Raw genomic sequence first — 25,301 nt, 5'->3', positions numbered from 1 at the left:
CCTTGCCCGACACCCACCACCCACCGCCCCCGAGGAGACCGCCGATGCGCACGCCCACCGCCACCCTGTCCGAACTGGTCGAAGCCCTGCATGACGGCATGGACTACCTGTACCTGGCCGCCGAACGCAGCCACCACCCGTCGCGGGTGCAGCTGTTCCACCGCATCCGCCGGCTCAAGGCCGACATCGCGGCTGACCTTGCAAGCGGCGTTGTCGGCCCTCCGCATCCGGTGCCGGAAGACGGCAGTTGGCTGGCGGCGTGGCGCCACGCCTGCCTCGGGCTGCCGGCCACCCTCGCCCACGGCCCCGACCGCGCAATGCTCACCGCCCTCGACGCCCAGGAGCTGCGCCTGCTGCGCGCCTTCCGCGACGCCATCGGCAAGGACCAGCCGACGACCCTGCGCGAACTGGCCGCGACCCACCTGCCCGAGATCGAGGAGGCCCGCGACGAGCTGCACGAGCTCAAGTCAGGGCTGGGCAGTCGCCCGGCATCGGGTCCGCGACCGTCGCGCGACGTGCTCGGCCGTGTGGTGGCGCGCCATACTCCGGGCGCGCACTGAAGCGACGCGCTGCGGCGCGCCGGACCTCAGTCTTCGTGGTCGCGCCGGGTCTTGCGCATGTGCTTGCGGCGCTCGACCGTGACCAGCGAGATCAGCACGACATAGACGACCGCCAGCGCCAGGATCTGGTTCGGGCTCCAGTGCGCGTGCCGCACCCAGGCCAGCAGGCCGATGTAGCTGGCGAGCAGCGCGGCGTAGAGGACGCCGTTGTGCACGATCGCGCGGCGCACGGCGGCGGAGCGGGCGCGGCGCAGGTAGTAGCGGGTCTCGAGCCACACCGCGCCCACGACCACGCCGATGGCCGCCGCCAGCGCGCCCAAGACCGCCAGCAGCGATTTTCCGCCCAGGCCCAGCTTGCCGGCGCCGGCGCCCAGGCCCAGTCCGGCGGCGGTCGCCTGCGCGGGCGCCATCGCCGCCACCGCCGCGCCCACCGTGGCGGCGAACGCCATGCCCGGGGCGCTGCCGCGGGCGGCGTCGGCGAAGCGCCGCAGCCATTCGGCGCGCAGCGCGTCCCGGCCGCGCTGCAGCCGCTTGCGCACCGCCGCCTCGGTCAGGCCCAGCAGGGCCGCGACTTCGCGCGTGTCCTCGCCTTCGCGGTAGTACAGCAGCAGCACGTCGCGACTGGTCTCGGGGATCTCGTCCAGGGCCTGGGCGAGATGGCGCGCGTCTTGGTCGCTGACGAATTGCTCGGCCGGTCCGTGCTGCGGCGCCGCGGCGACGGTGGCCAGGGTTTCGACCGGATCGACCGGCGTCTCGCGATAGCGCTGCGCCCGCACGTGGTCGATGGCCCGGTTGCGCGCGACCTGCCGCAACCAGGGCAGGAAGCTGCCCGGGTGGCCCAGCTGGCCGATGCGCTGCCAGGCCGTGAGGAAGGTCTCCTGCGCGATGTCTTCGCTGGTATGCACGTCGCGGGTGACCGCCAGCGCCACGCTGGCGACCATCCGCTGGGTGGCGCTGACCAGCCGGCCATAGGCCACCGCGTCGCCGCGCTGGGCGGCGGGCAGGTCGCGGGCGATCAGGCTGTCGAGGAGGTCGGGGGTCATGGCGGTGCTCGGGTGGGTGTTACCCGATACAACGAGTGGGCGCGGGAAGTGTGACATGCGGGGCCGGCCCGCCCCGGCGCCCCGCGCCGGAGGCCGGACTCAGCGATGCTGGTCGAGCAGGACCGGATTGCCGTCGGGGTCGACGACGATGCAGTGGCCGCGGCCGGTGGTGGACTCGTCGACCTCGGTGACGGGCGTGATGCCACGCGCCTTGAGCTGGCGCTGGATCTCGCGCACGTCGGTGAAAGGATCGACGTCATGGCCGTTGTTGTCCCAGCCCGGGTTGAAGCAGAGCATGTTCTTTTCGAACATGCCCTGGAACAGCCCGATCACGGTGTCGCCGTTCTTGAGGATCATCCAGCCGTGCTGCGACTGGTCGTGGAAGGCCGTGAAGCCCAGCGCTTCGTAGAAGGCGCGCGAGGCCGCGAGGTCCTTCACGGCGAGGCTGACGGAAAAATTGCCGAGGTTCATGGCGACTCCTTTCGAATCCAGGCGGCGACGGCGCCCCGGGGCGGCACGCGAATCAAGATCGTCAGACCGCCCGCCTGCCGCAGGATGCGCCCGCGTGCTGCCGGCCGCAACGGGACCCGCGTCAGTCCGAGGCCGTCGCCATCTCGGCCGCCAGCGCCGCATCCAGCGCGCCGGCGCGGACCACCGCCGGATGCGCGGCCACGCGCGCCATGTACGCGGTGATGGCCGGCAGCCTGGGCACGATGCCGAACTCGGTGGTCCACTTCAACGCGGTGCCCCAGAGCAGGTCGGCGGCGGTCAGGGTGTCGCCCAGCAGGTAGTCGCCGCGCGAGAGCTGGTCCACCAGTACCTGGATCACGGTGTCGTAATCGCCGTACGGGGAGCCGCTCGATTCCAGCGGCGCGCGCTTGTAGGCGTGGTCCACCAGTGCGGGCTCGAAGCAGGCGCCGTAGAAGGCCAGCCAGCGCAGGTAGGGTCCGCGCAGCGGGTGGTCGAAGGCCGGCGCCAGGCCGGCGGCGGGGAAACGATCGGCGAGGTAGATCGTGATCGCGACCTGTTCGGTGACCACCGCCCCGTCGTGCACCAGGGTCGGCAGCTTGCCCAGCGGGTTGATGGCAAGGAATTCGGGCGTGCGGGTTTCGCCTGCCTTGAACGACAGCGGCACCACGGCATAGTCCACGCCCAGCGCCTCGAGCAGGACGCGTGAGCCGGAGGAGCGGGACTGGGGGTTGTGGTAGAGCGTGATCATGGCGGGTCCTCGGTGGGCGGCAGGTTCGGGCAAGGTATCCGAGATTGCGGACAGTTACTGTCCTCGATAGGCTCGGCCCATGCTATCCACCTCCGCCCGCCTGCTTCGCCTGGCCAGCCTGCTGCAGTCGCGGCGGCACTGGCCCGGCGCAGCCCTGGCCGACGCGCTGGACGTGGAGGCGCGCACGCTGCGCCGCGACGTCGAGCGCCTGCGTGAACTCGGCTATCCGGTCGAAGCCTCGTCCGGCGTCGGCGGCGGCTACGCCCTGGGCCGCGGCGCGGCGCTGCCGCCGCTGATGCTCGACGACGACGAAGCCGTGGCGCTGGCCATCGCCCTGCGCGCCGCCAGCGCCAGCGTCGGCGGCATCGAGGCGACGTCGCTGCAGCTGATGGGCAAACTCGACCAGCTGATGCCGCAAAGGCTGCGCCGTCGCGCCACCGCCCTGCATGCGGTCACGCTGTCGCTGCGCACCGGCACGCCGCTGGTGGACGCCGGCCTGCTCAGCGAACTGGCCACCGCCTGCCGCGACGGCCGCGCGCTGCGCTTCAGCTATCGCAAGCACGCGGGCGAGACCACGGCGCGCCACGTGCAGCCGCAGCGACTGGCCAACTACGGCCGCCGCTGGTACCTGATCGCTTGGGATATCGAACGCGAGGACTGGCGCAGCTTCCGCATCGATCGCATCGAGGGCGGCCTGCAGCTCGGCGACCTGTTCGCGCCCCGGCCCGTCCCGCCGGACGTGGCCGCGCGATTGGAGCGCGGTATCGCCTACGCGCCGTTCGCCTGCCGCATCACGCTGCGGCTTCAAGGCAGCCTCGAGGAGCTCCAGGCGGCGCTGCCGCTTTGGTGCGGCGTGATCGAACCCGAGACAACCACCCACAGTTTGCTGCGCATGGGCGCCGAGACGCCGGAAGGCCTGTTGGCCCAGGTGCTGATGATCGACCGTGCCGTGGAGGTGGTGGATGCCGATGCCGTGGCATCGGATATCGGGCGGATCCTGGCGCGGATGTCGTCTGTGTTCAGCCGCGACGGCGCGCGGGTGGCGCCATGACGTTTCGGCGGCTAGTACTTTCGCTTCTGCTCGTGGCGGCTGCGCTGGCCAGCGTGCCGGCCATCAACTGGATCGGTGGCGAACTGGCCGCCGCGCTGCGCCTGCCCCCTGGCGGCACGCCGCGCCTGGCCTGGGACCTTGGCTGGCTGCTGCTATCGGCATGGGTTGCGGTCTTTTCTGTAGCGCGATGGTCGCCGCTTTGGCCGCGCGGCCTTGCACTGGCCTTGGGCGGCCTTTTGTTTGCCGCGTCCGTCTGGGCTGCGTGGAACATGGGCGGCGACTTCCCAGGGTGGTTTGTCACCGGCGTCCTGGTCGGAACAGCCTTGGCCGCGACTTGGGGACTGCACGCCAGCCTGCGCTGAGAAGAGCCGCCAACGTCCCTGGCCTGCTCTGAATCGCTTCGATCGCGGTTCACCGACCCGCGCAGGCGTTGATGTAGAGAATGCTCCGGGCATTGGAACGCGCGGCGACGATATCGGCGCAGCCGTCGCCGGTGAGGTCGCCAACAGCCAGGCCGTAGACCGCGCCATCGACTGCCGCGAGCGGCGTGGCGGTGTAGCGTCGGCCGTCACCCTCGTTGATCAGCACCAGACTCGGGGTGCTGTCGTTGCCAAGCACCACGTCCAGTCGGCCGTCCCGGTTGAGGTCGGCCACCGCGATCGAATACACACTGTGCTGGTCGACATCCAGCGACACGGGGGCGGAGAACTGCCCCTCGCCCTCGTTGAAATAAACGTGCGCGCCACCCCGCAGCTCGTCGCCCATGACCAGGTCGAGGCGGCCGTCACCATTGAGATCGCCCGTCGCCACGGCACGGGTGGCCGCATCGGCCGGGCCGATGGCTTGCTTCGCCGCGAATTGGCCGTGGCCATCATTGAGGAACAGGTAGCTCTGGCCAGGGTCCTGGTGCGGGACGATCAGGTCGATGCTGCCGTCGCCGTCCATGTCGGCGGCGGCAATGGTGGTGGCCGAGTCGCGCGAGAGCGGGCGGCAGGACGGGAAACGGCCCTGGCCGTCGTTGTCGCAGATGACGTTCTCGCAGAGCCTGTCCGGTCCGCCCCGGTTGGCCACGATGATGTCGGGCCGCGCGTCGCCATCCAGGTCGGCCACGGTGACGTTGCGGGTCGACCACTCCGGGTTTCCGAACGTGCCGCCGACCGTGAACTGGCCTTTCCCGTCGTTGAGGTAGACCCGTTTGGCATCCGGCCGGTCGTTGCCCACCACGAGGTCCAGGTCTTTGTCGCCATCCAGGTCCGCCAGAGCGGCGGTATAGGTCCGCTCCGCCAGCGTGCCCAGCGCGTGCCGTTCGCCGAAGTCGCCCTGCCCGTCGTTCAACAGCACCAGGTCGCGCTGCGGCCAATGGCGCCCCTTGGCCAGCACGATATCCGGATCACCATCGCCGTCCAGGTCGCCGAGGCTGGCGTTGGCCGTGTTCTCGGCGACCTCCTCGAGATAGACGAAGCGGTCGAAGTTGAAGGCCGGCGCCTGGGCTGCCGGCACGGGCCGGGAAGGGGCGCACAGGCAGCCGGTCAGGAGCAGCAGTGTCGCCACCCCGCTGGCGGGGCCGAGCTTGCTGGACATCATGCTTGCTCCCGATGGGCGGTTGGTCCGCGACGGCGGATCTGGCAGCAGTCTGCCCGATTGGCCGGGGTTGCGCAGGGCAACGGCGAGGGTGGCCGTCAGCGGACAAAACCCATTCGTGTTGCGCCAGCCCGGCTGGCTTTCCCCTGGCCAATTTGGAATCAACTCTCGACGTAGACGTAGCCGCCCGTGCCAGTGAGGAAACGCGGAATGTCCTTCAATTGGCCTTTGGGGCCGGCGCGTCAGCCTCCGCGGCGAGCGACGCCAACTGTTCCGCGGCCGGCTTATCGCCAGCGACGGCCGCCTGCCTCAGCCAACGTATCGCCGCGTCACGATCGCCCGCCTGGCCGCGGGCCAGCAGCATCTGCGCCGCATTGTAAGAACCCACCGCCGAACCCGACCGCCCCGCCCGCTCGAACATCGCCAGGGCGCTGGACGGACAGAGCATGAACGCATCCCAGCCCACGCCGGCTTCCACCAGATACTCCGGGTCGACATCGCCGACAGCCTGGTCGACAACCTGGGCCACCCAACCCGCCGCCAGCGGCACGAACACCTCGCCGTCGGCGGCCACGCCGTAGCTGCCGTTGCCATCCCGGGCAGTGAACGCCTGATGCGTGGTACGGGTCTCGCCCTTGGAGGAAATCCAAAGGAAACCGTCCTGGCCTTCGACCGGGAAGCCATCGAGCGCCCTGGACACCTGGTCAGCCAGCGAAGCGACGCCTGGCGAGGGCGAAACGCCGGACCAGGACGTCATCAGCACGACCTTCGACTCACCCTCACTCCGTGCATCGCGCAGGATGCCGGCCAGCTCATCGATTCGGAGGATGCGATTCCCGGGGCCATAAATCCGCCACGGGCTACCTTGTGCGGTCACGGTCATTACCGTCGGATCGTCGGGTATCGCCTCTGAGAACTTGTGCACCGCGTAGGCAGAGCTGACGCAGTCCTTGCCATTGGTCTCGCAGGTTGGGACCTTCTGCATCCCCTCCAGCGGACGGGCGAATGATGCGTCGCCGCAATCGGCGTGAACCAGGGTGCAGGCGAGGAACAGGCTGGAAAACAAAAAGCGTCGCATCAGGCAATCCGGGCTGCGGGCATTGGGGGAATGCTAGCGCAACCGGACGGCTGACCCTTCGGTGCTGAGAATTTCTCAAATCTATTATTGCCAACCCCACGAGACTGAGGCTGGAAGCCGAAATCTGCTACGTTGGACCTGAAGGCGTCTGGCACGCTGCCCGGCAGAGCAGAGGCAGCGTAGGGCAACGTGCAGTGAAGGATTGGCGAGACTCACTTCCGCAATCGACCCATTCCGGTCATCCAGCCACAGAGCCGGAGCGGAAATCCAGTCAACCCCAGCGGATTCATATTCACGGATCAATCTAGAGATCCTTTGAGATGGGCCTAGCATCCAACAGAAGCGTCGGCCCTTTGGAGATGCACTAAGGTTTCAGCCGAAATCAGACTGAGCAGGGGTTCCATATGCACTTAAAGGTTCTGGCTGTCCGCAACTTCAGGCGGCTTAAAAACGTTGTAGTCGACCTTGCTTCCGACATCTCCATTTTTGTCGGCGCCAACAACAGCGGCAAGACATCGGTCGGACACGCACTCCAGTTGTTCACTGGCAGCGGCCGTTTCAACATTCACGACTTTAGCGCCGAACTTTGGGCCGACATCGTTGCGTTTGGTGAGGGGGATGGCCAGGCGAGCCTTCCCACGATGGAAATCGACGTATGGTTCGAAATCGGTGCGGATGATGTTCACCGCGTCATCGATCTACTTCCCAGCCTTGCTTGGGAAGGAAAGTTGGTGGGCATGCGTATTGCGTACGCGCCAACCAATCCTACGGCGACGCATGCACGCTATGTGGAACTGCGCCAGCGCGTGCTCGATGCGGTAGCTAAGGGTGAAGACGGGGCACCCGCCTTCGATCCCTCGCCGCGCAACCTGCGGGAGTTCCTTCGCGACAGGCTACATGACGAATATGAGCTGCGCTATTTCGTACTCGATCCAGCACGATTCGATACGAACATGGTCGCTGAGGCTGGCTATGACCCAGCCACCCTCACCGGACGCGACCGGAGCGGCCGTGAGATATTGAACGGCCTTCTCCATATTGACTTTTTGAACGCGCAGCGCCATCTCTCTGACAGCCCAGGTGGCTCTCGGGCTGAGGATCTCTCCCGTGTCCTCAGTCGCTTCTACGGGCGAAACCTCGAACAGAAAGGCGAAGACATCGAAGCGTTGCGCGCCCTCGCAGCATCCGAAGTCTCGCTTAACGAACATCTCGAACGAGTGTTCGAACCGACGCTCAAGAGCTTGTCGAAGCTGGGCTATCCAGGCCTCTCAAACCCGCGGATGATAATCCGATCGGCCCTCGACCCTGCCCAGATCATGAGCGGTCGAGATGGCGCGATCGTTCACTATGCGTTGGGAGCCGATGACGGAAAGCCCGATCCGCCTACTCTACCCGATCGGTATAACGGACTTGGCTTTAAGAACCTTATCTTCATGGTCGTCGAGTTGCTCGACCTCCACGCTCGATGGCTGGCGATCGACGAAAATCGTCCCCCGGTCCACCTGATCTTCATCGAGGAGCCCGAAGCGCACCTCCATGCTCAGCTTCAACAGGCCTTCATCCGCAAGGTGATGGATATCCTAGCGCTCAAGGGCGAAGACCGCACGCACTACACGAGTCAGATCGTCATCACGACCCATTCGACTCATATCCTTTACGAACGAGGCTTCCGGCCGATTCGCTATTTTCGTCGAAGCCGTGCACAGAATGTGTCGACCACCGATGTACTCAACCTCTCGGTTTTCTACGACAGCACTGATCCGGACATCCGAAGCTTTCTCGAGCGTTATCTGAAACTCGCGCACTGCGATCTCTTCTTCGCCGATGGCACAGTGTTGGTCGAAGGCAATGTCGAAAGGCTGCTATTGCCGCAGATGATCGCCAATGCTGCCCCGCGGCTGCAATCGACCTATCTCACTACTCTAGAGATTGGTGGAGCGTTCGGCTACCGATTCAAAGCGCTGATTGAGTTTCTCGGACTGACAACGCTCATCATCACCGATCTAGACAGCGTGTTCGGTCCAAGAAAGAAGGATACCGAGGGTGCGGCACTCGCTGGCCAACCGAAAGCCGCGGAACCAGCCTCCGAGAACGCGCAAGCTGCCGACGCTACCGCTGAGGAAGTTGACGATGAGGATGACGATGACGAGGAGAATTCTCCTGTGGCTGCGGAGAAGCCCGGGAAGACCTGCATAGCAGGTCATCCGGGCGCGGCGACGTCCAATCAGACCCTGATCCAATGGCTACCGAAATGCGACACGGTCGCGGCCCTGTGGGCGGCGACGCCTGAGCAGAAAATCCAGGCGAGAACGGACAACAATGACGCTTTGGTACGCGTTGCATATCAGTGCCGGACCGATGTCACTTGGGGCGGAGAGACCTTGGCGCTAGCCGGGCGCACGCTGGAGGAAGCATTCGCGCTTGAGAATCTTGAATGGTGCCAGGACAAGAAACGTAAGCCGCTTCAGCTCCGCGTTGCCAAGGCCGACGAGAAGAATTTGATCACGCTTGCGGAACTCATCCACAAACGCGTGCAGGCTAAGAACTTTAGTAAGACCGACTTTGCGCTCGCTTTGTTAGCCGAAGATCCGAGCAGTTGGTCGGTCCCAACCTATATCTCCGAGGGCCTGAGCTGGCTTGAATCCGAGATTGCGCCGCCGGAACCGGACGCGGACCAGCCGCAAGAGAACTCCCCCCAGGGGGCACCAGTCGACGCCGGCGACGAGGTAGTGGCATGACAAGCCGGATCGGCAGTCCTGATACGCAAGCCGATCTAGATGTCCGAGCGTGTCTCGATCGGATGCCTCCACGCTCGTTTGTCATGGTCGCCGGTGCGGGGTCGGGGAAAACGACCTCGCTTATCAAAGCTATCGCGTACCTAGCGGAAACTCGCGGCCCTGCCCTGCGCCGCGCTGGGCAACAAATTGCCTGCATTACATATACCGAAGTCGCCGTCGGTGAGATTTTGGCTGATGTGGGTGCCTCGCCGCTATTCCACATCTCGACCATTCACAGTTTCCTGTGGTCAGTCATCCGGCCATTCCAGTCGGATATCGCGGCTTGGGTTGCCACCCGCATCGACGAGAAGATCGCGGAGCGACGCGCACATTACGAAAAGCCTCGGACTCAGGCGAGAACGAAGGCCCGCCTCGAACAGGAGATTGGAGATCTCGAAGCCGAACTGGCTGCGATCAGCGAAGTAGAGACTTTCGTCTACGGCACCGGCAGCAGCTACGCTGAAGGCATCCTTGGCCATGACGATATCCTCAAGCTAACCCCAGCCTGCGTCGCAGCGCATCCGCTGCTGAGGCAACTCGTCGCTAAGCGCTTTCCCTACATTTTTGTCGATGAGAGCCAAGACACCAATCCGGAAGTCGTGGAAGCGTTACGGCACATATCGGGTGAACATCCTGGCCTGTGTGTCGGGTTCTTCGGAGACCCGATGCAGAAAATCTATATGAGCGGAGCAGGCGCTGTCCCGCTGAACGACGACTGGGCGGAGATCAGCAAGCCTGAGAACTTCCGGTGCCCGACATCGGTACTCAGGGTCCTCAATGCAATCCGAGCCCATGGCGACGGTCTTGAGCAGGTGCGTGGTCGGACGATAACGGTTGATGGTATCGAGCAGCCAGTTGCCGGCACCTCCAATCTGTTCATCCTGCCGGCGGACACGGAGCGGAGTGCGCGCCTCGCGGCCGTTAGGCAGTGGCTGGCCGCCGAAACTGGCGACAATCTTTGGCTAAGCGACGTGCGAGAGGGCGATGTCCGCCTGCTTGTACTGGTGCACCGCATGGCGGCCAACCGGCTCGGGTTCCCCAATCTGTATGCTGCGCTCCATGATCGAGCCCCCATGAGTCTGAGTGAAGGGCTGAGCGATGGCACAGCTTGGCCGCTTCGTCCAATTGTTCAGCACATACTTCCTCTCGTTGTCGCTGCGCAAGCGGGCGATCGATTTACTGTGATATCGACTTTGCGCAGCGAATGCCCGAGGCTTGAACCAGCGCGGCTTCGAGGGCAAGCGACGGCCCCTGTTCTTACCGCCCTGCAGGAAGGGCTCGACGGGCTTGTCGATCTGTTGGCAGCAGGATCGCAGGCGACTATCCGGGACGTCTTGACGCATGTGCGAGATTGCGAGTTGCTGCGCCTCGATGATCGCTTCGCCATGCATCTGGCTGCAGAGGTCGTGAATGATGGCAGCAATGGCTTCGAGAACGTCCAAGCCTATCTAGCGTGCGGTGTCGACGAACTCTGGGCCTACCGGCGCTACTTTACGGAGGAGTCGCCGTTCGCGACCCATCATGGGGTTAAGGGCGCCCAGTTTGAGCGCGTATTAGTGGTTATCGATGATGAGGAGGCAGGATTCCGTCAATACTCGTACGGGAAGTATCTCGGGTACGTCCCTCTCTCGGACAACGACGACGCAAACATAGCAGCGGGTGAAGAGTCCGTTCTTGAGCGAACGCGCCGCCTCTTCTATGTGTGCTGCTCACGTGCAATTAAGGACCTGGCGGTTGTAGTCTTTGTGCCAAACAGCGAAGCTGCTCGCACCGCGATCGTTGCTCAGAACTTGTTCCCTGAGGCCGCAATTCGAGGGATAGAACATCTGAACTAGCGCCAGCACGGGGTTCCATTGGATGCCTACCGTACGGCTACGATGCAAGTGGCGACTTCTAGCCACCCCTCGATCTAAGGGAGTAGAGGAGCTAGCTCGATGGGTTCAGACATTAGCCTGCTCGGCGATCTCTGAGGCGTCATCGACTTCGATACTCAAGTAGCGCACCGTGCTCTCAGGCTTCGTTTGGCCAAGAAGCAGTTGGACGGCTCGCAGATTCCGAGTGCGACGGTAGATGAGTGAAGCTTTGGTCCTGCGCATAGTGTGGGCGCCGTAGGAGCCAGACTCGAGGCCAGCTTCCTCCACCCAGCGATTGACGATCCTGGCGTACTGACTCGTCGACAGGTAGGCGAGATCGACACTCGGCTTGTGAACAGGAAAACCGAGGGGCTTGAGATCGGAACTGGCAGTTCAAGCCTCCACGGCCTCGCGAGTCGATTGGGCAATATCGGTCTGGACGGGGCGTCCGTTTTCTTGCTGCATCAGAATCGAGCGGGACGCCATCTGCCTGCCATGGGAGACGTCGAGTACCCGGTTTTTTACTAGGTCGCAAGCGCGGAGCTTGGAGTCAATCGTCGGGTTGTAAAGTGCAAGCAGCCGGACCTTGTGGCCCAGTTGAAGCCTGATCCGAATGGCCCAGATGTCTTCGAGCTTGAGTGAAGCCTTCTGGCCGATCAGCTTTCCCGTGATCCGGGGCTCGTGGGATTGAGATGTGTTGAGACTTGCCATTTCCAATTCCTGTTGAAGGGAGTGGTCAGGGCTTTCGTGCGCCCGGCAGGATGGGTGATGCAACTCGCAGAGAACGTCTGGTTGTGGCCGATTGCGGACCTAATCCTGCGCTAAGTGATCCAAGCCGATACGCGAGGAGAGCCACCCGAAGGCAGCGCTCTCGCCGGACGTCAAACCCCGGTCGGATTCGCCTTCTCGGGATCGATCTTGTACTGCTTGATCGCCCGCGCCACGTCCTTGCCGTTCATCTTCCCTTCCGCCGCCAGCGCCGCAATCGCGGCATGCGCGATGTAGTACCGGTCGACCTCGAAGAAGCGACGCAGGTTGGCACGCGTGTCGGAACGGCCGAAGCCATCGGTACCCAGCACGGTGTAATGCATCGGCACGAAGGCGCGGATCTGGTCGGCGAAGGCGCGCACGTAGTCGGTGGCGGCGATGGCCGGGCCCTGGCGGCCTTCCAGGCACTGGGTGACGTAGGCCTTGCGCGGGGTCTTGGCCTCGGGGTTGAAGCGGTTCCAGCGCTCGGCGTCGAAGCCTTCGCGGCGCAGCTCGGTGAAGCTGGGGCAGCTCCAGATATCCGCTGACACGCCGAAGTCCTTGTCCAGCAGCTCGGCCGCGGCGATGGCTTCGCGCAGGATGGTGCCGCTGCCCAGCAGCTGCACGCGCAGCTCGCCCTTCTTGGGCTTGCCGGCGTCCTTGAGCAGGTACATGCCCTTGAGGATGCCCTCGGCCGCGCCTTCCGGCATGTCGGGGTGCGGGTAGTTCTCGTTCATCAGGGTCAGGTAGTAGTACTCGTCCACCTGGTCCTCGAGCATCTGCTTCATGCCGTGCTGCAGGATCACCGCCACTTCGAAGCCGAAGGTCGGGTCATACGCCTTGCAGTTCGGGATCGCGCCGGCCAGCAGGTGCGAGTGGCCGTCTTCGTGCTGCAGGCCTTCGCCATTCAAGGTCGTGCGGCCGGCGGTGGCGCCGAGCAGGAAGCCGCGCGAGCGCATGTCGGCCGCCTGCCAGGCGCTGTCGCCGATGCGCTGGAAGCCGAACATCGAGTAGTAGATGTAGAACGGCAGCATCGGCTGGTCGGACGAGGAATAGCTGGTCGCCGCGGCCATCCAGGAGCTGAAGGCGCCGGCTTCGGTGATGCCCTCTTCCAGCACCTGGCCGGTCTTGTCCTCGCGGTAGTACATCAGCTGGTCGGCGTCGACCGGCTTGTACTTCTGGCCGTCGCGGGCATAGATGCCGATCTGGCGGAACAGGCCCTCCATGCCGAAGGTGCGCGCCTCGTCGGCGACGATCGGCACGCACAGCGGGCCGACCTGCTTGTCGCGCAGCACGATGTTGAGCGCCTGCACGAAGCTCATGGTGGTCGAGTTCTCGCGCTCGCCGGTGCTCTTGAGCAGGCGCTCGAACACCTCGAGCTTGGGCGCGGTGAGCTGCTTGCTGGTCTTGGCGCGGCGCTGCGGAAGGTAGCCGCCCAGCTTCTCGCGTCGGGACTTGAGGTACTCCACTTCCGGCGACTTCTCGCCCGGGTGGTAGAAGGGCACCTCTGCCAGCTTGTCGTCGCTGACCGGGATCTGGAAGCGGTCGCGGAAGGCCTTCACCGCGCTGTCGTCGAGCTTCTTGGTCTGGTGGGTCGGGTTGAGCGACTCACCCCAGCTGCCCATGCCGTAGCCCTTCACGGTCTTGGCCAGGATCACGGTGGGCTGGCCCTTGTGGTGCACGGCGCTGTGGTAGGCGGCGTACACCTTGTGCGGGTCGTGGCCGCCGCGGTTGAGGCGGGTGATGTCCTGGTCGCTGAGGTTGGACACCAGCTGCAGGGTCTGTGGCGTCTTGCCGAAGAAGTTCTCGCGCGTGTAGGCGCCGCCGAAGGCCTTGCAGTTCTGGTACTCGCCGTCGACGGTGTCCATCATCACTTTCTTGAGCGAGCCGTCGGTGTCGCGCGCCAGCAGCGGATCCCAGTAGCTGCCCCAGACCAGCTTGAGCACGTTCCAGCCGGCGCCGCGGAAGCTGCCCTCGAGCTCCTGGATGATCTTGCCGTTGCCGCGCACCGGGCCGTCCAGGCGCTGCAGGTTGCAATTGATGACGAAGACCAGGTTGTCCAGGCCCTCGCGGCCGGCCACGCCGATCGCGCCCAGGCTCTCGGGCTCGTCCGTCTCGCCGTCGCCCAGGAAGCACCAGACCTTGCGGTCGGACGGTTCGACCAGGCCGCGGTGCTCGAGGTACTTCAGGAAGCGCGCCTGGTAGATGGCGCTGATCGGGCCCAGGCCCATCGACACGGTCGGGGTCTGCCAGTAATCCGGCATCAGCCACGGGTGCGGGTAGCTGGAGATGCCCTTGCCGTCGACTTCCATGCGGAAGTGGTTGAGCTGGTCCTCGCTGATGCGGCCCTCGAGGAAGCTGCGGGCATAGATGCCCGGCGAGCTGTGGCCCTGGATGTAGAGGATGTCGCCCGGATGGTCGGCCGAGGGCGCGCGCCAGAAGTGGTTGAAGCCGACGTCGTAGAGCGTGGCGCCGGAGGCGAACGAGGCGATGTGGCCGCCGAGGTCGCCGGGCTTGCGGTTGGCCTTGACCACCATCGCCATCGCGTTCCAGCGGATGATGCTGCGGATGCGCCATTCCAGGGTGGCGTCGCCGTCGTGCTTGGCTTCCAGGTGCGGCGGGATGGTGTTGATGTACTGGGTGGTCGGCTGGAACGGCAGCTGGCCGCCGGCGCGGCGGGTCAGTTCGACCATGCGCTCGAGCAGGTGGTGGGCGCGCTCGGGGCCGTCGGTGTCGAGCACGGCCTTCATGGACTCGATCCACTCGCGGGTTTCGGTGGGGTCGAGGTCGTTTTCCAGTACGTCGGTCAGCCAGTTCATCGCGTCTTCCTGAGGCCGGCGGTCGGGCGCGGCCGGATGGTTTTTAGAGTCAAGGCTCGGAGTTTACCGCAGGCCGCCGGCCCGACGCCCCCGTATGTGCCGGGGCGAAACCCCGCCCGCGACCCGCGGATGCCGGGGTCGCGCGGGACATCAGGCCGGCCCGGCAGCGGGCGCGGCGTGAAAACGGCCGGCGGTCACTCGCTCTCGGCGAGCCGCGCCCGGTAGGCCTCGAGCGACGGTGGCCGACCCAGGAAACCTTCCACCAACTGCGCCGCTGGCCTGGCCCCGCCGGGCGCCAGCACCTGGTCGCGGTAGGCGCGCGCCACGGCCGGGTTGCGCACCCCTTCGGACGCGAAGCGCGTGAACAGGTCCAGGGACAGGACCTGCGCCCACATGTACTTGTAGTAGGCCGCCGACTGCGGCGCCAGGTGCGGGAACGCGTTCTGGGGACTCACGCCCGCCGGCAGCGGCTCCAGCGCGTAGCGGCCGTATTCGCGCAGGAACTGGGCGCTGAGATCGGCTTCGGGCGGACCGCGGTAGTAGGACAGCGACGCGTTGGCAAGGCTGATCTGGCGCCGGTCCAGCTGGGCCGCGCCGAAGGCGCGGGCGCGGTTCATGCGCTCGACCAGCTCGCGCGGGATCGTGCGGCCCTGCGCGTCCACCGCGAACCGGGCCAGGGTGTCGTAGTCCCAGAGGAAGTTCTCCAGCATCTTCGAGGGCACCTCGATGAAGTCGGGCTCCAGGCCGTTCATGCCGGACAGCGTCCAGCGCTTGCGCCCGGACAACATCGCGTGGATCAGGTGCCCGTACTCGTGCAGGAACAGCTCGACGCCGCGATGCTCCATCAACCCGGTGTCGTGGCCGCCGGCGGGGAAGTTGGTGACCAGGGCCGCGACCGGCAGGGACCCGCCCTCGACCCCGAAGCGGATCGGGAACACCGCCGCATGGCTGAATTTCCCGGGACGCGGATGGGTGTCGAAGTAGAAGCGCCCGATCACCTCGCCGCCGTCGAGCATTTCGTAGGCCTCCACCGACGGATGCCACACGGCGGTGCGCCAGGGCCGGATCTCCACGCCCATCAGGTCGCGGGTCAGCTGCAGGATGCCGTCGCGGACCTGGTCGTAGGCGAAGTAGCGCCGCACTTCCTGCGCATCCAGGTCGTACTGCTCCTTCTTGACCAGCTGCGTGACATAGGCCTGGCTCCAGGCCGGCACTAGGGTGGCGTCGGGCTGGTCCTGGCGCAGGCGGGCCAGCATGCGGCCGCTGTCGCGGCGCGCCTGGGCGTCACCGGCCCGCAGCAGGTCGTCGAGCAGGGCGGTCACGCGCGCCGGCGAGTCGACCATCGCGTCCTCGAGCTGCAGGGTCGCGAAATCCGGGCGCCCCAGCAGCGTGGCCAGCTCATGCCGCAGCGCGATCAGCTCGCGCAGCACCGCGTCGTTCTCCGGCGTGGCGCGGGTGCTGTTGGCCATGTACAGGCGCTCCCGCAGCGCGTCGCTGCGGGCATAGGTCAGCACCGGCAGCAGGTCCGGCTGGTCGGTGGAAATCACCACCCGGCCGTCGGCGCCGGCGGGATGCGCGGCGATGAAGTCGGCCGGCAGGCCATCGAGTTCCGCCGGCTCGGCGGTGACGGTCTTGCGGCTGTTGGCGAAGTTCTCGGCGAACTTGATCACCAGCACGGTGATCCGGTCGTTGAGCGCGGCGAGTCGTGCCCGGGTCGCCTCGTCGCGCGACACCCCGGCGCGGTCGAAGCCGGCCAGCACGCGCTTGAGCACGTGCCGGGTCTCGGCGTCGGCATCGGCGTCGGACATCGGGATGGACCGCAGGCGATCATGGACCGCGCGAGAGAGCTGTACCGCGTCCTCGGCCCGGGAGAGCCTTTCCATGCACGCGCGGGCGGCAGTCCGGATCCCGGCGTCGGGGGCCGTCGCGGCCACGATGCCGGCGTCGCGACTGGCCGAGCCCAGCACCATCGACAGGTCGTCGAACTGCCGGAACGTGTCGAGCGAGGCCGCGGCTTCGTCCGCCTCGAGCGCCTGGCGCAGCGCGGCGGCCTGTGCCAGGCGGCGATCGCAGGTGGCGGCGACCTCGGCCGCGCTCGCCGGGACCACGGCCGTTTCGAGCACGAGGCGGGGTGGCGTTGGCGGCTGTGCCTGCACCGGGGCGAAGAGAGCCAGCAGACAGCACGACAGCAGGATGCGATTCATGACGTCCCCCGATTCCCAAGCCGCAGGCTAGTCCCCGCCTTCGGTGCCCGCAAGGACGCATACCACCCGCCTCGCCCGTCGACCGGCCTCGGCGCTCGCCTGCCTGCACGCGGACCGCGCCCGGCGAGGCTATGCTGTCGTGACCCGCCCCCGAGGGGACCGATGGACGCCAACCTGCCCCGCGCCTCCGAACTGCTGGCTGCCGGCCGCCTGGGCTGGCGCCGCAGCCTGCGCACCCGGCTGATGGTCTGGTCCAGCCTGACCAGCATCGTGCTGCTGCTGGGCGTGGCGGCGGTGTTCTATGCGGCGCTGCGCGGGGTGCTGATCCAGAACGCCAAGACCGAGATCCACGGCCTGGCCAGCCAGACCGCCCGCGGCCTGGCCGCCACCCTCGAATCGGTGCAGGTCAGCGGCCAGGCCTTGGCCGCCAACGCCACCTCGGCGGTGCGGGACCCGATCCAGCAGCGTTCGCTGCTGATGGCCACCATCCAGTCCGACCCCGACATCGCCGGGGCCATGGTGATCATCGAGCCCGGCCGGCTCTCGCCCGACGACCCGGGCTTCACCTGGTACATCCGCCGCGAAGGCAGCGGCTTCTTCGAAAGCTCGGTCGAAGACCTGGGCTACGACTACCGGGTGATGCCCTGGTACACCCGCACCACCGGCCTGGGCCGGGCCTGGTGGGGCGAGCCCTATGCCAATGCCGCCACCGCCATGGAGCCCTTCGTCACCTTCAACCTGCCGCTGCGTCGGATCGGCGACGGGCCGCAGGGCGCCGTGATCGGCATGGTCAGCGTGGACGTGCCGCTGCAGCGCCTGCGCGCACAGTTGGGCGAACTGCCCGGCAGCAGCAACCTGATCCCGGTGCTGTACTCGCCCGAGCACCGGCTGGTGCTGCACCCGGATCCGGCGATCGCCATGAAGCTCGACCTCGACACCCTTGCCACCACCGGCGGCCGCAGCGACCTCGCGCCGGTGGCCGACCAGATCCGGCGCCGCCAGGACTTCGAGGTCCGCCACCGCGTCGCCAGCGGTCCGGCGCAGGGCCGGGTGCGCTACACCTTCGGCGGGCCGGTGGGCGGCACCGGCTGGTCCTTCAGCCTGTCGGTGGACGAAAAGGTGGTGCTGGCGCAGCTCGAGCGCATCACGCTGTGGGGCGTACTGGGCGGCCTGCTGGGCGTGCTGCTGTGCGTGGCGGCGGTGCGGCGCTATTCGGGCATGATCGCGCGGCCGATCGAGGACATCACCAACACCGCGCGGCACTTCGCCGACGGCGAGTTCGACTACCCGCTGGCGCACACCCAGCGCGAGGACGAGGTGGGCGTGCTGGCGCGGGCGTTCGACACCGCGCGCGGCTCGATCAAGCGACAGATGACCGAGATCGCCGACATGGGCGCGGCGCGGGCGAGGCTGGAGGGCGAGCTCAACATCGCCGCCGACATCCAGCAGGCGATGCTGCCGGCCGGCAGCGAATTCGACGCCGGCGAGGCGCACATCGAATTCCACGGCCTGCTCGAGCCGGCCAAGGCGGTGGGCGGCGACTTCTACAACCTGTTCGAGCGCGACGGCGATTCGCTGTGGTTCGTGATCGGCGACGTGTCGGACAAGGGCGTGCCGGCGGCGCTGTTCATGGCGCGCACGATGACGGTGCTGGAAGTGGCGGCGCAGCTGGGCGGTTCGCCCGGCAAGGCGCTGCGCGAAGCCGCCAAGCACCTGGTCGAGGGCAACGAGACCTGCATGTTCGCCACCGTGCTGTGCGGCGTGATCGAGCTGCGCACCGGCGCGCTGGCCCTGGCCAGCGCCGGCCACGAGCCGCCGGTGATCCTGCGCGCCGACGGCCGCCGCGAGTTCGTACCGGTGCCCACCGAAGGTCCGCTGGGCGTCGACGTGGCGCGGGAATATCCGGCATGGCGTGGCCGGCTGATGCCGGGCGACACGTTGTTCACCTATACCGACGGCATCACCGAGGCCTTCGATCGTGACGACCAGCCCTTCGGCACCGACCGCCTGCTGGCGACCCTCGATCCCGCGCTGCATGCGCGGGAACAGTGCGAGCACCTGGTCGAAGCCGTGCATGCCTTCACCGACGGCGCACCGCAGTCGGACGACATCACCGTGCTGGCCATCCGCTACCGGCGCGATGCCCGCGTGCGCGAGCGCACCATGGTGAAGGCCTCGCTGCAGCCGCCGCTGCCGGGCGACGCGGTGCGCCAGCTGCTGGCCCAGGTCGACGCCGGCCTGCGCGACCATCGCCTGCCCGCCACCCTGATGCACGACGTGCACCTGGTGGTGGAGGAAGTGGCCTGCAACGTCATCGACCACGGCGCCGAGGACGGCCGCGAGCCGACCCTGGAGCTGGTGGCCACCCTCGACGGCCACCAGCTGGCGATGGAGTTCCGCGACGACGGCCGGCCCTTCGACCCGCTGTCGCAGCCCACGCCCGACCTGTACGCCGACATCGCCGACCGCCCGATCGGCGGCCTGGGCGTCCACCTGATCCGCGAGCTGGCCGAGGAGGTCGCCTACGCGCGCGACGACGGCCACAACGTCCTGCGCATCGTCCTTCACGTCCCTGCCCCGGAGCGAACTGCATGAGCCTGAGCATCGAGATCACCCCCGCCGGCAACGGCAACCAGCGCGTGGCGCTCGCCGGCCGCCTCGACACCCACACCTACGGCGACCTGGACCAGCAGCTGGCGCCGGTGCTGGGGTCGTCGATCCATTCGCTGGTGCTGGACCTGGCGGGGCTGGACTACATCAGCTCGGCCGGCGTGCGTTCGATCTTCAAGGCGCGCAAGGCGCTGGCCGCGCGCGGCGGCAAGGTGGTGGTGGTGAACCCGAAGCCGCAGATCCAGAAGGTCTTCGACGTGGTGAAGGCGGTGCCGCTGGACGAGATCTTCTCGTCGGTGGAAGAGGCCGACGCCTACCTCGACGCGATGCAGAAGAAGGTGCTGCGCGGCGACGACGACTATTGACGGGCTATTTCGCCAGCCACAGCGCCCCGTAGACCAGCAGCGACCCCAGCACGTACAGCGTTTCCACCAGCCGCTTGCGCCCGGGCCGCTCGCGCGCGCCGGCCAGGTCCAGCAGCATCTGCCGCAGCAGGAAGGTGTAGAGGATGTAGTACAGGAAGGGCGTGACGTGCACCCAGGGCGAGAAGTCGGACAGCTGCTTGCCGAACCACCCCAGGATGGTCTCGATCTCGAGCCAGATGCCCATCAGGCCCAGCCCGGCGTTGATCAGCATCCACTTCACCTCGTCCCGACCGAAGATGGCCAGGTAGAAGACGAGGTACACGAAGATGGCGATGCCGCCGTGCAGGTAGAGGAACAGGAGCGGCGTGCCGCTCCCCGCATAGGCCATGAGGAAGCCCGACAGGCCGAACATGCCCATGTGCACGAGGAAGAACGGATAGATGAACAGCATCGGCGCCGACTCTCCCTTGCGGAAGGCCTTGCCGTTGATGGTCAGGTCTGATTTGAGCTTCATGGTCGGTTCCCCCGCGCCAAAGATCGCCGGGAACCGGGGCGGCGGCAAGCGGGCCGCGGCCGGCTAGGTCCGGCGACCGAAGCGCCGGCGCGGGACCAGCAGCTTGAGCGCGCGCTCGAACGCCTTCCGGCGCAGGCCCGGGAAGCACAGCCCCTCCCAGAGCGGCCGCAGCCAGCGGCGGCGATCGGGCTCGAGCAGGGCCTCGCGCATGCGCGCTTCCAGGCGGTACATGCGGGCCAGGCCGCGGCCCTGTTCGCGGCGCTCGGCGGGCAGGTCGGGGCGGGCGTCGATGCAGCGGTCCTGGTCGTCGGCGACTTCGCGGTACATCGCCGCCACGCGCTGCTGGCGCCGGGTCCAGGTGTCGGCATCGTTGCCGCTGCGGTCGAACACCCAGTTGCCCAGGTTGCCCTCGTGGCGGCGGTAGCCCAGCAGCGGCTCGGGCAGGCAGTGGCATTCGCCCAGCAGCACCGCGCGCAGCTGCAGGGCGTTGTCCTCGACCCGGCCCTGCAGCGGCGGCAGCGTGGTGAAGACTTCGCGCCGCACCGCCATCGACGCGCCCAGCACCGTGACCAGGTGCCCGGCGCGGCGCAGGTCGCGCTGGGTCAGCACGGCCTGCTGGCCGCGGTTGCGCGGCTTGATGATCTCGCCGCGCGGATTGATGTCGTTGACGGTGGAGCCGACGATCATCGCCTGCGGATGCTTGCGCAGGTGCGCCACCAGCCGCTCGACGCGATGCGGATAGGCGACGTCGTCGCCGGCCAGGAACACCAGGATGTCGGTGCCGGCCAGCGGCGCCAGCTCGGTCAGGTGCGCGCACAGGCCGAGGTTGCGGTCGGTGCTGCGCACCCGCAGGCGATGCGGGCCGCGGTAGTCGCGCACGCGCGCGGCGATCCGCTGCAGCGACTGGTCGCCGGAGCTGTCGTCGCTGACGATGATCTCGCAGGGTACGGTCTGCGCCAGCGCCGAGTCCAGCGCCTCCAGCAGCGTGTCCTGCATCCGGTAGGAGACCAGCAGGATCGTCGCCACCGGCGGCGCATCGGCCACGACCCCGGCCTCGAACAGCGACGGCTGGATCGAGGCGGCGGTCCGGGTGGCCATCTCAGCCCCGGGCGGCGCGGATCTGGGCGTCGACCGCCGCGATCGCGGTCATGTTGACCACGCGCCGCACCGTCGCCGAAGGGGTGAGCACGTGGGCGGCGCTGGCCAGCCCCATCAGGATCGGGCCGATGCCGACGCCGTCGGTGACGCTGCGCACCAGGTTGTAGCTGGCGTTGGCGGCATCGAGGTTGGCGAAGGCCAGCAGGTTGGCGCGGCCCGACAGCCGGGACTCGGGGAAGATGCGGCTGCGGGCTTCCTCGTTCAGGGCGATGTCGGCGTGCATCTCGCCCTCGACCTCGAGCTTGGGCGCGCGCTCGCGCAGGATCGCCAGCGCGTCGCGCATCTTCTGCGACGAGGCGCTTTCGCTCGAGCCGAAGTTGCTGTGGCTGACCAGCGCGGCCTTGGGCGTGATGCCGAACAGCTTGAGCCGGAACGCGGACTGGATGACCGACTCGGCGATCTCGGCGGCGCTGGGGTCGACGTTGACGTGGGTGTCGGTGAAGAAGAACACGCCCTTGTCGTTGAGCACCGCGCTCAGCGCCGACGGCCCCTTGCACTCGCTTTCCAGGCCCAGGATCTCGCGCACGTACTTGAGCTTGCGCACGAAGCGGCCGACCAGGCCGCACAGCAGCGCGTCGGCCTCGCCCCGGCGCACCATCAGCGCGGCGATGACCACGTCGCGCGAGCGCACGATGGCCTTGGCCGCCGAGGGCGTGATGCCCTTGCGCTGCATGATCTCGTGGTAGAGCTGCCAGTAGTCGTTGAAGCGCGGGTCGTCGTCGATGTTGGTCACGTCGACGTCGATGCCGATGCGCAGGCGCAGGCCCAGGCGCTGGATGCGGCGCTCGATCACCGCCGGGCGGCCGACCAGGATCGGCCGGGCCAGGCCTTCGTCGACCACGGTCTGCACGGCGCGCAGCACGGTTTCCTCTTCGCCCTCGGCGTAGACCACGCGCTTGCGGTCGGCGCGGGCGCGGTCGAACACCGGCTTCATCAGCAGGCCGGTGCGGAAGACCCAGCTGCTGAGCCGGTCGCGGTAGGCCTCGAGGTCGGTGATCGGGCGGGTGGCGACGCCGGAGTCCATCGCCGCCTGCGCCACCGCCGGCGCCAGCGACACCAGCAGGCGCGGGTCGAACGGGCGCGGGATCAGGTATTCGGGGCCGAAGCGCGGCGTTTCGCCCGCGTAGGCGGCGCCCAGGTCGGTGGCTTCGCGCCGGGCCAGGTCGGCGATCGCGCGCACGCAGGCCAGCTTCATCTCTTCGTTGATGGTGGTGGCGCCGACGTCCAGCGCGCCGCGGAAGATGTAGGGGAAGCAGAGCGCGTTGTTGACCTGGTTCGGGTGGTCGCTGCGGCCGGTGGCGATGATGGCGTCGGGGCGGGCCTGGCGGGCCAGCGCCGGATCGATCTCGGGCGTGGGGTTGGCCAGCGCGAAGATGACCGGGCGCGCGGCCATCTGCCGCACCATGGCTTCGGTGAGCACGTTGCCGGCCGAGACGCCGATGAACACGTCGGCGCCGACGATGATGTCGGCCAGGGTGCGCGCGGCGGTGTCGCGGGCGTAGCGGACGATGCCGTGGTTGGCGCCGCCGGGCTGCAGGTCGGCGCGGCCGGCGTGCAGCACGCCGTCGCGGTCGGTGACCAGGATGTTGCCGGGCTGCATGCCCAGCGCCACCAGCATGTCCAGGCAGGCGATGCCGGCGGCGCCGGCGCCGCTGACCGCCAGCTTCACGTCGGCGATGTCCTTGCCCACCACGTGCAGCGCGTTCAGCACCGCCGCGCCGACGATGATCGCCGTGCCGTGCTGGTCGTCGTGGAAGACGGGGATCTTGAGCCGCTCGCGCAGCTTCTTCTCGACCACGAAGCACTCGGGCGCCTTGATGTCCTCGAGGTTGATGCCGCCGAAGGTCGGCTCGAGGCTGGCGATGATGTCGACCAGCCGGTCCGGGTCGTTCTCGTTGATCTCGAGGTCGAACACGTCGATGCCGGCGAACTTCTGGAACAGCACCCCCTTGCCTTCCATCACCGGCTTGCCCGCCAGCGGGCCGATGTTGCCCAGGCCCAGCACCGCGGTGCCGTTGGTGATCACGCCCACCAGGTTGCCGCGCGCGGTGAGCGCGCTGGCCTCGCCCGGGTCGGCGACGATGGCTTCGCAGGCCGCCGCCACGCCCGGCGAATAGGCCAGGGCCAGGTCGCGCTGGGTGACCATGGCCTTGGTCGGCGAGACCTTGATCTTTCCCGCCGGTGCCTGCCGGTGGTAGTCGAGGGCGGCTTGCTTGAAGTCTTCGTGTTCGGACATGGGTCGGGGCGGTCTCGGGCGGGCGCCAGGGCGTGGCCTGGTGGGGAGGTCGATTGTAGCGGGCCGCCGTGGCCGCTGCCGACGCGCCCGTATGGCGATTGTCGGTCCGCCGCCCCGGCTGCGACACTGCCGGCGTGACCGCGCCCCGCCGCCCCCGCCCGCCGACCCCGTCCTTCGCCCCGTGGGCGGTACTGGTGCTGGCCGGCCTGGCGCAGCTGGCGCTGGCGCTCAACCCCGGCTATTTCAGCCACGACGAGCTGCAGTGGGGCGCCGCGGCCGACGTGGCCGACGGCGCCGCGCTGCCCTGGTTCCCGTGGACCGATGCCTCGATGCTGCAGTGGCGGCCGCTGACCTTCAACGCCTGGCTGCTGCTGTCGAACGCGCTGTTCGCATCGCCGCAGGCCCTGCATTCGCTGTGGGTGCTGATGGGCAGCGCGATCGCGGCCGGACTGGCCTGGCTGCTGCTGCGACTGGGGCTGGGCGTGCGCACCGCGGTGTTGGCAGGACTGGTGTTCGCCCTCAATCCCTACGCCGCCTACGTGCACGGCTGGGTGGCGACGCTGGCCGACCTGCTGTGGGTCGGCGCATCGCTGGCGCTGGCGGGGATCGTGCACGCGCTGCACCGGCGCGCCGGCGACTCACGGCGCGAGGCCCGGCGGCTGGCGCCGCGCGCCGGCGCCGCGGCCTTCGTGCTCGCGGCGGTGGCGCTGATGTCGAAGGAGTCCGCGCTGGTGATGCCGGCGCTGCTGGGCCTGGCCTGGCTGCTGGCCGGCGGCGGCCGCGTGCTGGGCGCCGCCACGCTGGGCGCCGGCGTGGCCGCTGCGGGCTACCTGGCGCTGCGCGCCGGCGTGCTGCTGGCGCCGGCCGAGGCCAGCGGCTACACGCTGGCGCCGGCCGCGGCGCCGGCGAATTTCGCGGCCTATGTGCTGTATCTGCCGATGACGCCCGCGTTCGAGGTGCAGAACGTGTGGCTGCGCACGCCCGGCCAGCTGGCCACCGCCGCGGTCCTGATGCTGGCGCTGGTGGGCGCGGTGCTGCGCGCGTCGCCGCGGCTGGGCCTGGCGATGGTGCTGGGCGCCGCGCTGTCGGTGGCGCCCGTGCTGGTGCTGCCGCAGGCCGCCACCCAGTACGGCTACGGCCTGTCGCTGTGGTGGGTGGCGTGCACGGCGCTGGCGTGGCCGCGGCTGGGCCGTCCGGCCCGCGCCCTGGTCGTGGCGCTGATGGTGCTGGTGACCTGGCATGGCGCGCGGGTGCAGCAGCAGGTGCGCGCGGTGGGCGAGCGGCAGGCCGTGTTCCAGCCGGCGCTGGCGCAGGCGCTGGCGACCCACGAGGGCGAACTGCGCCTGCTGCGCGACGCGAGGTTCGGCTGGGCCTACCAGCGGCTGACGCACGAGGTGCCGGCGTGGCGCGGCCAGCCGATCGGGGATCGGGTGCGCTGGGTGGATGCGGGGGAAGCGGCGGATTTCAGGGTTGGCGAGGATGGGGC

Annotated in this window: 20 protein-coding genes; 8 read left to right on the top strand and 12 right to left on the bottom strand. The window is 67.9% G+C overall.

Annotation, left to right across the window (positions count from 1 at the left end; all coding sequences use genetic code 11):
* The first annotated feature begins 44 nt into the window (after window positions 1–44).
* The gene (locus VFQ84_RS02640; protein WP_325128941.1) at window positions 45–560 is read left to right on the top strand and encodes a hypothetical protein; all 516 of its coding nucleotides are present in this window, start codon (window positions 45–47) and stop codon (window positions 558–560) included.
* A 26-nt stretch (window positions 561–586) separates the two neighbouring features.
* On the opposite strand, the gene VFQ84_RS02635 is transcribed toward VFQ84_RS02640, so the two are convergent.
* The 3 genes from VFQ84_RS02635 to VFQ84_RS02625 all read right to left on the bottom strand — a co-directional run bounded on the left by VFQ84_RS02635 (window position 587) and on the right by VFQ84_RS02625 (window position 2,822).
* A complete protein-coding gene (locus VFQ84_RS02635; RefSeq protein WP_325128939.1) occupies window positions 587–1,603 on the bottom strand; it encodes a sigma-70 family RNA polymerase sigma factor in 1,017 nt (338 codons plus the stop codon).
* 99 nt (window positions 1,604–1,702) lie between these two features.
* Window positions 1,703–2,074 carry a VOC family protein gene (locus VFQ84_RS02630; protein ID WP_325128937.1) on the bottom strand — a complete coding sequence of 124 codons (372 nt, stop codon included), beginning with the start codon at window positions 2,072–2,074 and terminating at the stop codon, window positions 1,703–1,705.
* Window positions 2,075–2,195: 121 nt separating this feature from the next.
* The gene (locus VFQ84_RS02625; RefSeq protein WP_325128935.1) at window positions 2,196–2,822 is read right to left on the bottom strand and encodes a glutathione S-transferase; all 627 of its coding nucleotides are present in this window, start codon (window positions 2,820–2,822) and stop codon (window positions 2,196–2,198) included.
* 79 nt (window positions 2,823–2,901) lie between these two features.
* Here VFQ84_RS02625 and VFQ84_RS02620 point away from each other — a divergent pair, with 79 nt between their 5' ends.
* Both VFQ84_RS02620 and VFQ84_RS02615 read left to right on the top strand, forming a co-directional pair.
* Window positions 2,902–3,873 (top strand): helix-turn-helix transcriptional regulator, encoded by a 972-nt coding sequence (locus VFQ84_RS02620; RefSeq protein WP_325128934.1) that lies wholly within the window; start codon window positions 2,902–2,904, stop codon window positions 3,871–3,873.
* A complete protein-coding gene (locus VFQ84_RS02615; RefSeq protein ID WP_325128932.1) occupies window positions 3,870–4,235 on the top strand; it encodes a hypothetical protein in 366 nt (121 codons plus the stop codon). The genes VFQ84_RS02620 and VFQ84_RS02615 overlap by 4 nt, the downstream gene beginning before the upstream one ends.
* A 49-nt stretch (window positions 4,236–4,284) precedes the next feature.
* Here VFQ84_RS02615 and VFQ84_RS02610 read toward each other — a convergent pair whose 3' ends face one another.
* Together VFQ84_RS02610 and VFQ84_RS02605 are read right to left on the bottom strand one after the other, a co-directional pair.
* The gene (locus VFQ84_RS02610) at window positions 4,285–5,454 is read right to left on the bottom strand and encodes a VCBS repeat-containing protein (protein ID WP_325128930.1); all 1,170 of its coding nucleotides are present in this window, start codon (window positions 5,452–5,454) and stop codon (window positions 4,285–4,287) included.
* 217 nt (window positions 5,455–5,671) lie between these two features.
* Window positions 5,672–6,532 (bottom strand): hypothetical protein, encoded by an 861-nt coding sequence (locus VFQ84_RS02605; protein ID WP_325128928.1) that lies wholly within the window; start codon window positions 6,530–6,532, stop codon window positions 5,672–5,674.
* Window positions 6,533–6,936: 404 nt separating this feature from the next.
* Here VFQ84_RS02605 and VFQ84_RS02600 point away from each other — a divergent pair, with 404 nt between their 5' ends.
* Together VFQ84_RS02600 and VFQ84_RS02595 are read left to right on the top strand one after the other, a co-directional pair.
* A complete protein-coding gene (locus VFQ84_RS02600) occupies window positions 6,937–9,270 on the top strand; it encodes an ATP-dependent endonuclease (RefSeq protein WP_325128926.1) in 2,334 nt (777 codons plus the stop codon).
* Complete coding sequence (locus VFQ84_RS02595) at window positions 9,267–11,144, top strand: ATP-dependent helicase (RefSeq protein ID WP_325128924.1); 1,878 nt, start codon at window positions 9,267–9,269, stop codon at window positions 11,142–11,144. The genes VFQ84_RS02600 and VFQ84_RS02595 overlap by 4 nt, the downstream gene beginning before the upstream one ends.
* Window positions 11,145–11,249: 105 nt before the next feature.
* On the opposite strand, the gene VFQ84_RS02590 is transcribed toward VFQ84_RS02595, so the two are convergent.
* The 4 genes from VFQ84_RS02590 to VFQ84_RS02575 form a co-directional block, all read right to left on the bottom strand.
* The gene (locus VFQ84_RS02590) at window positions 11,250–11,489 is read right to left on the bottom strand and encodes a tyrosine-type recombinase/integrase (protein WP_325129084.1); all 240 of its coding nucleotides are present in this window, start codon (window positions 11,487–11,489) and stop codon (window positions 11,250–11,252) included.
* A 66-nt stretch (window positions 11,490–11,555) separates the two neighbouring features.
* Entirely contained in the window at window positions 11,556–11,873 is a 318-nt protein-coding gene (locus VFQ84_RS02585) for a hypothetical protein (RefSeq protein WP_325128922.1), read from the bottom strand.
* 170 nt (window positions 11,874–12,043) lie between these two features.
* Window positions 12,044–14,728, bottom strand: a complete 2,685-nt coding sequence (aceE, locus tag VFQ84_RS02580; protein ID WP_325128920.1) for a pyruvate dehydrogenase (acetyl-transferring), homodimeric type — start codon at window positions 14,726–14,728, stop codon at window positions 12,044–12,046.
* Window positions 14,729–14,922: 194 nt separating this feature from the next.
* Window positions 14,923–16,932: a M3 family metallopeptidase gene (locus VFQ84_RS02575; RefSeq protein WP_325128918.1), complete on the bottom strand. Its 2,010-nt coding sequence runs from the start codon at window positions 16,930–16,932 to the stop codon at window positions 14,923–14,925.
* A gap of 162 nt (window positions 16,933–17,094) precedes the next feature.
* Here VFQ84_RS02575 and VFQ84_RS02570 point away from each other — a divergent pair, with 162 nt between their 5' ends.
* On the top strand, window positions 17,095–19,527 hold the full coding sequence (locus VFQ84_RS02570) for a SpoIIE family protein phosphatase (RefSeq protein WP_325128916.1): 2,433 nt from the start codon (window positions 17,095–17,097) through the stop codon (window positions 19,525–19,527).
* Window positions 19,524–19,907, top strand: a complete 384-nt coding sequence (locus VFQ84_RS02565; RefSeq protein WP_325128914.1) for an STAS domain-containing protein — start codon at window positions 19,524–19,526, stop codon at window positions 19,905–19,907. The genes VFQ84_RS02570 and VFQ84_RS02565 overlap by 4 nt, the downstream gene beginning before the upstream one ends.
* 4 nt (window positions 19,908–19,911) lie before the next feature.
* On the opposite strand, the gene VFQ84_RS02560 is transcribed toward VFQ84_RS02565, so the two are convergent.
* The 3 genes from VFQ84_RS02560 to VFQ84_RS02550 all read right to left on the bottom strand — a co-directional run bounded on the left by VFQ84_RS02560 (window position 19,912) and on the right by VFQ84_RS02550 (window position 23,815).
* A complete protein-coding gene (locus VFQ84_RS02560; protein WP_325128912.1) occupies window positions 19,912–20,421 on the bottom strand; it encodes a hypothetical protein in 510 nt (169 codons plus the stop codon).
* 63 nt (window positions 20,422–20,484) lie between these two features.
* Window positions 20,485–21,519 (bottom strand): glycosyltransferase, encoded by a 1,035-nt coding sequence (locus VFQ84_RS02555; protein WP_325128910.1) that lies wholly within the window; start codon window positions 21,517–21,519, stop codon window positions 20,485–20,487.
* 1 nt (window position 21,520) lies between these two features.
* The gene (locus VFQ84_RS02550) at window positions 21,521–23,815 is read right to left on the bottom strand and encodes an NADP-dependent malic enzyme (protein ID WP_325128907.1); all 2,295 of its coding nucleotides are present in this window, start codon (window positions 23,813–23,815) and stop codon (window positions 21,521–21,523) included.
* Between the two features lie 134 nt (window positions 23,816–23,949).
* On the opposite strand from VFQ84_RS02550, the gene VFQ84_RS02545 reads away from it, so the two are divergent.
* Window positions 23,950–25,301: hypothetical protein (locus tag VFQ84_RS02545; RefSeq protein WP_325128905.1), on the top strand; the 1,352-nt coding region annotated here is incomplete at its 3' end.

It is taken from the genome of Arenimonas sp., assembly GCF_035721105.1.
In the GTDB taxonomy this organism is placed as follows: Bacteria; Pseudomonadota; Gammaproteobacteria; order Xanthomonadales; family Xanthomonadaceae; genus Arenimonas.
The sequence above is the reverse complement of the archived record's forward strand: the minus strand, read 5'-3'. Positions and strand labels throughout refer to the sequence as shown.

Coding starts and splice junctions, on each gene's coding strand:
- VFQ84_RS02640 (WP_325128941.1), top strand. CDS start 45: ATGCGCACGCCCACCGCCACCCTGTCCGAACTGGTCGAAGCCCTGCAT.
- VFQ84_RS02625 (WP_325128935.1), bottom strand. CDS start 2,822: ATGATCACGCTCTACCACAACCCCCAGTCCCGCTCCTCCGGCTCACGC.
- VFQ84_RS02550 (WP_325128907.1), bottom strand. CDS start 23,815: ATGTCCGAACACGAAGACTTCAAGCAAGCCGCCCTCGACTACCACCGG.
- VFQ84_RS02575 (WP_325128918.1), bottom strand. CDS start 16,932: ATGAATCGCATCCTGCTGTCGTGCTGTCTGCTGGCTCTCTTCGCCCCG.
- VFQ84_RS02570 (WP_325128916.1), top strand. CDS start 17,095: ATGGACGCCAACCTGCCCCGCGCCTCCGAACTGCTGGCTGCCGGCCGC.
- VFQ84_RS02585 (WP_325128922.1), bottom strand. CDS start 11,873: ATGGCAAGTCTCAACACATCTCAATCCCACGAGCCCCGGATCACGGGA.
- VFQ84_RS02565 (WP_325128914.1), top strand. CDS start 19,524: ATGAGCCTGAGCATCGAGATCACCCCCGCCGGCAACGGCAACCAGCGC.
- VFQ84_RS02600 (WP_325128926.1), top strand. CDS start 6,937: ATGCACTTAAAGGTTCTGGCTGTCCGCAACTTCAGGCGGCTTAAAAAC.
- VFQ84_RS02555 (WP_325128910.1), bottom strand. CDS start 21,519: ATGGCCACCCGGACCGCCGCCTCGATCCAGCCGTCGCTGTTCGAGGCC.
- VFQ84_RS02610 (WP_325128930.1), bottom strand. CDS start 5,454: ATGTCCAGCAAGCTCGGCCCCGCCAGCGGGGTGGCGACACTGCTGCTC.
- aceE (WP_325128920.1), bottom strand. CDS start 14,728: ATGAACTGGCTGACCGACGTACTGGAAAACGACCTCGACCCCACCGAA.
- VFQ84_RS02620 (WP_325128934.1), top strand. CDS start 2,902: ATGCTATCCACCTCCGCCCGCCTGCTTCGCCTGGCCAGCCTGCTGCAG.
- VFQ84_RS02615 (WP_325128932.1), top strand. CDS start 3,870: ATGACGTTTCGGCGGCTAGTACTTTCGCTTCTGCTCGTGGCGGCTGCG.
- VFQ84_RS02630 (WP_325128937.1), bottom strand. CDS start 2,074: ATGAACCTCGGCAATTTTTCCGTCAGCCTCGCCGTGAAGGACCTCGCG.
- VFQ84_RS02635 (WP_325128939.1), bottom strand. CDS start 1,603: ATGACCCCCGACCTCCTCGACAGCCTGATCGCCCGCGACCTGCCCGCC.
- VFQ84_RS02560 (WP_325128912.1), bottom strand. CDS start 20,421: ATGAAGCTCAAATCAGACCTGACCATCAACGGCAAGGCCTTCCGCAAG.
- VFQ84_RS02605 (WP_325128928.1), bottom strand. CDS start 6,532: ATGCGACGCTTTTTGTTTTCCAGCCTGTTCCTCGCCTGCACCCTGGTT.
- VFQ84_RS02595 (WP_325128924.1), top strand. CDS start 9,267: ATGACAAGCCGGATCGGCAGTCCTGATACGCAAGCCGATCTAGATGTC.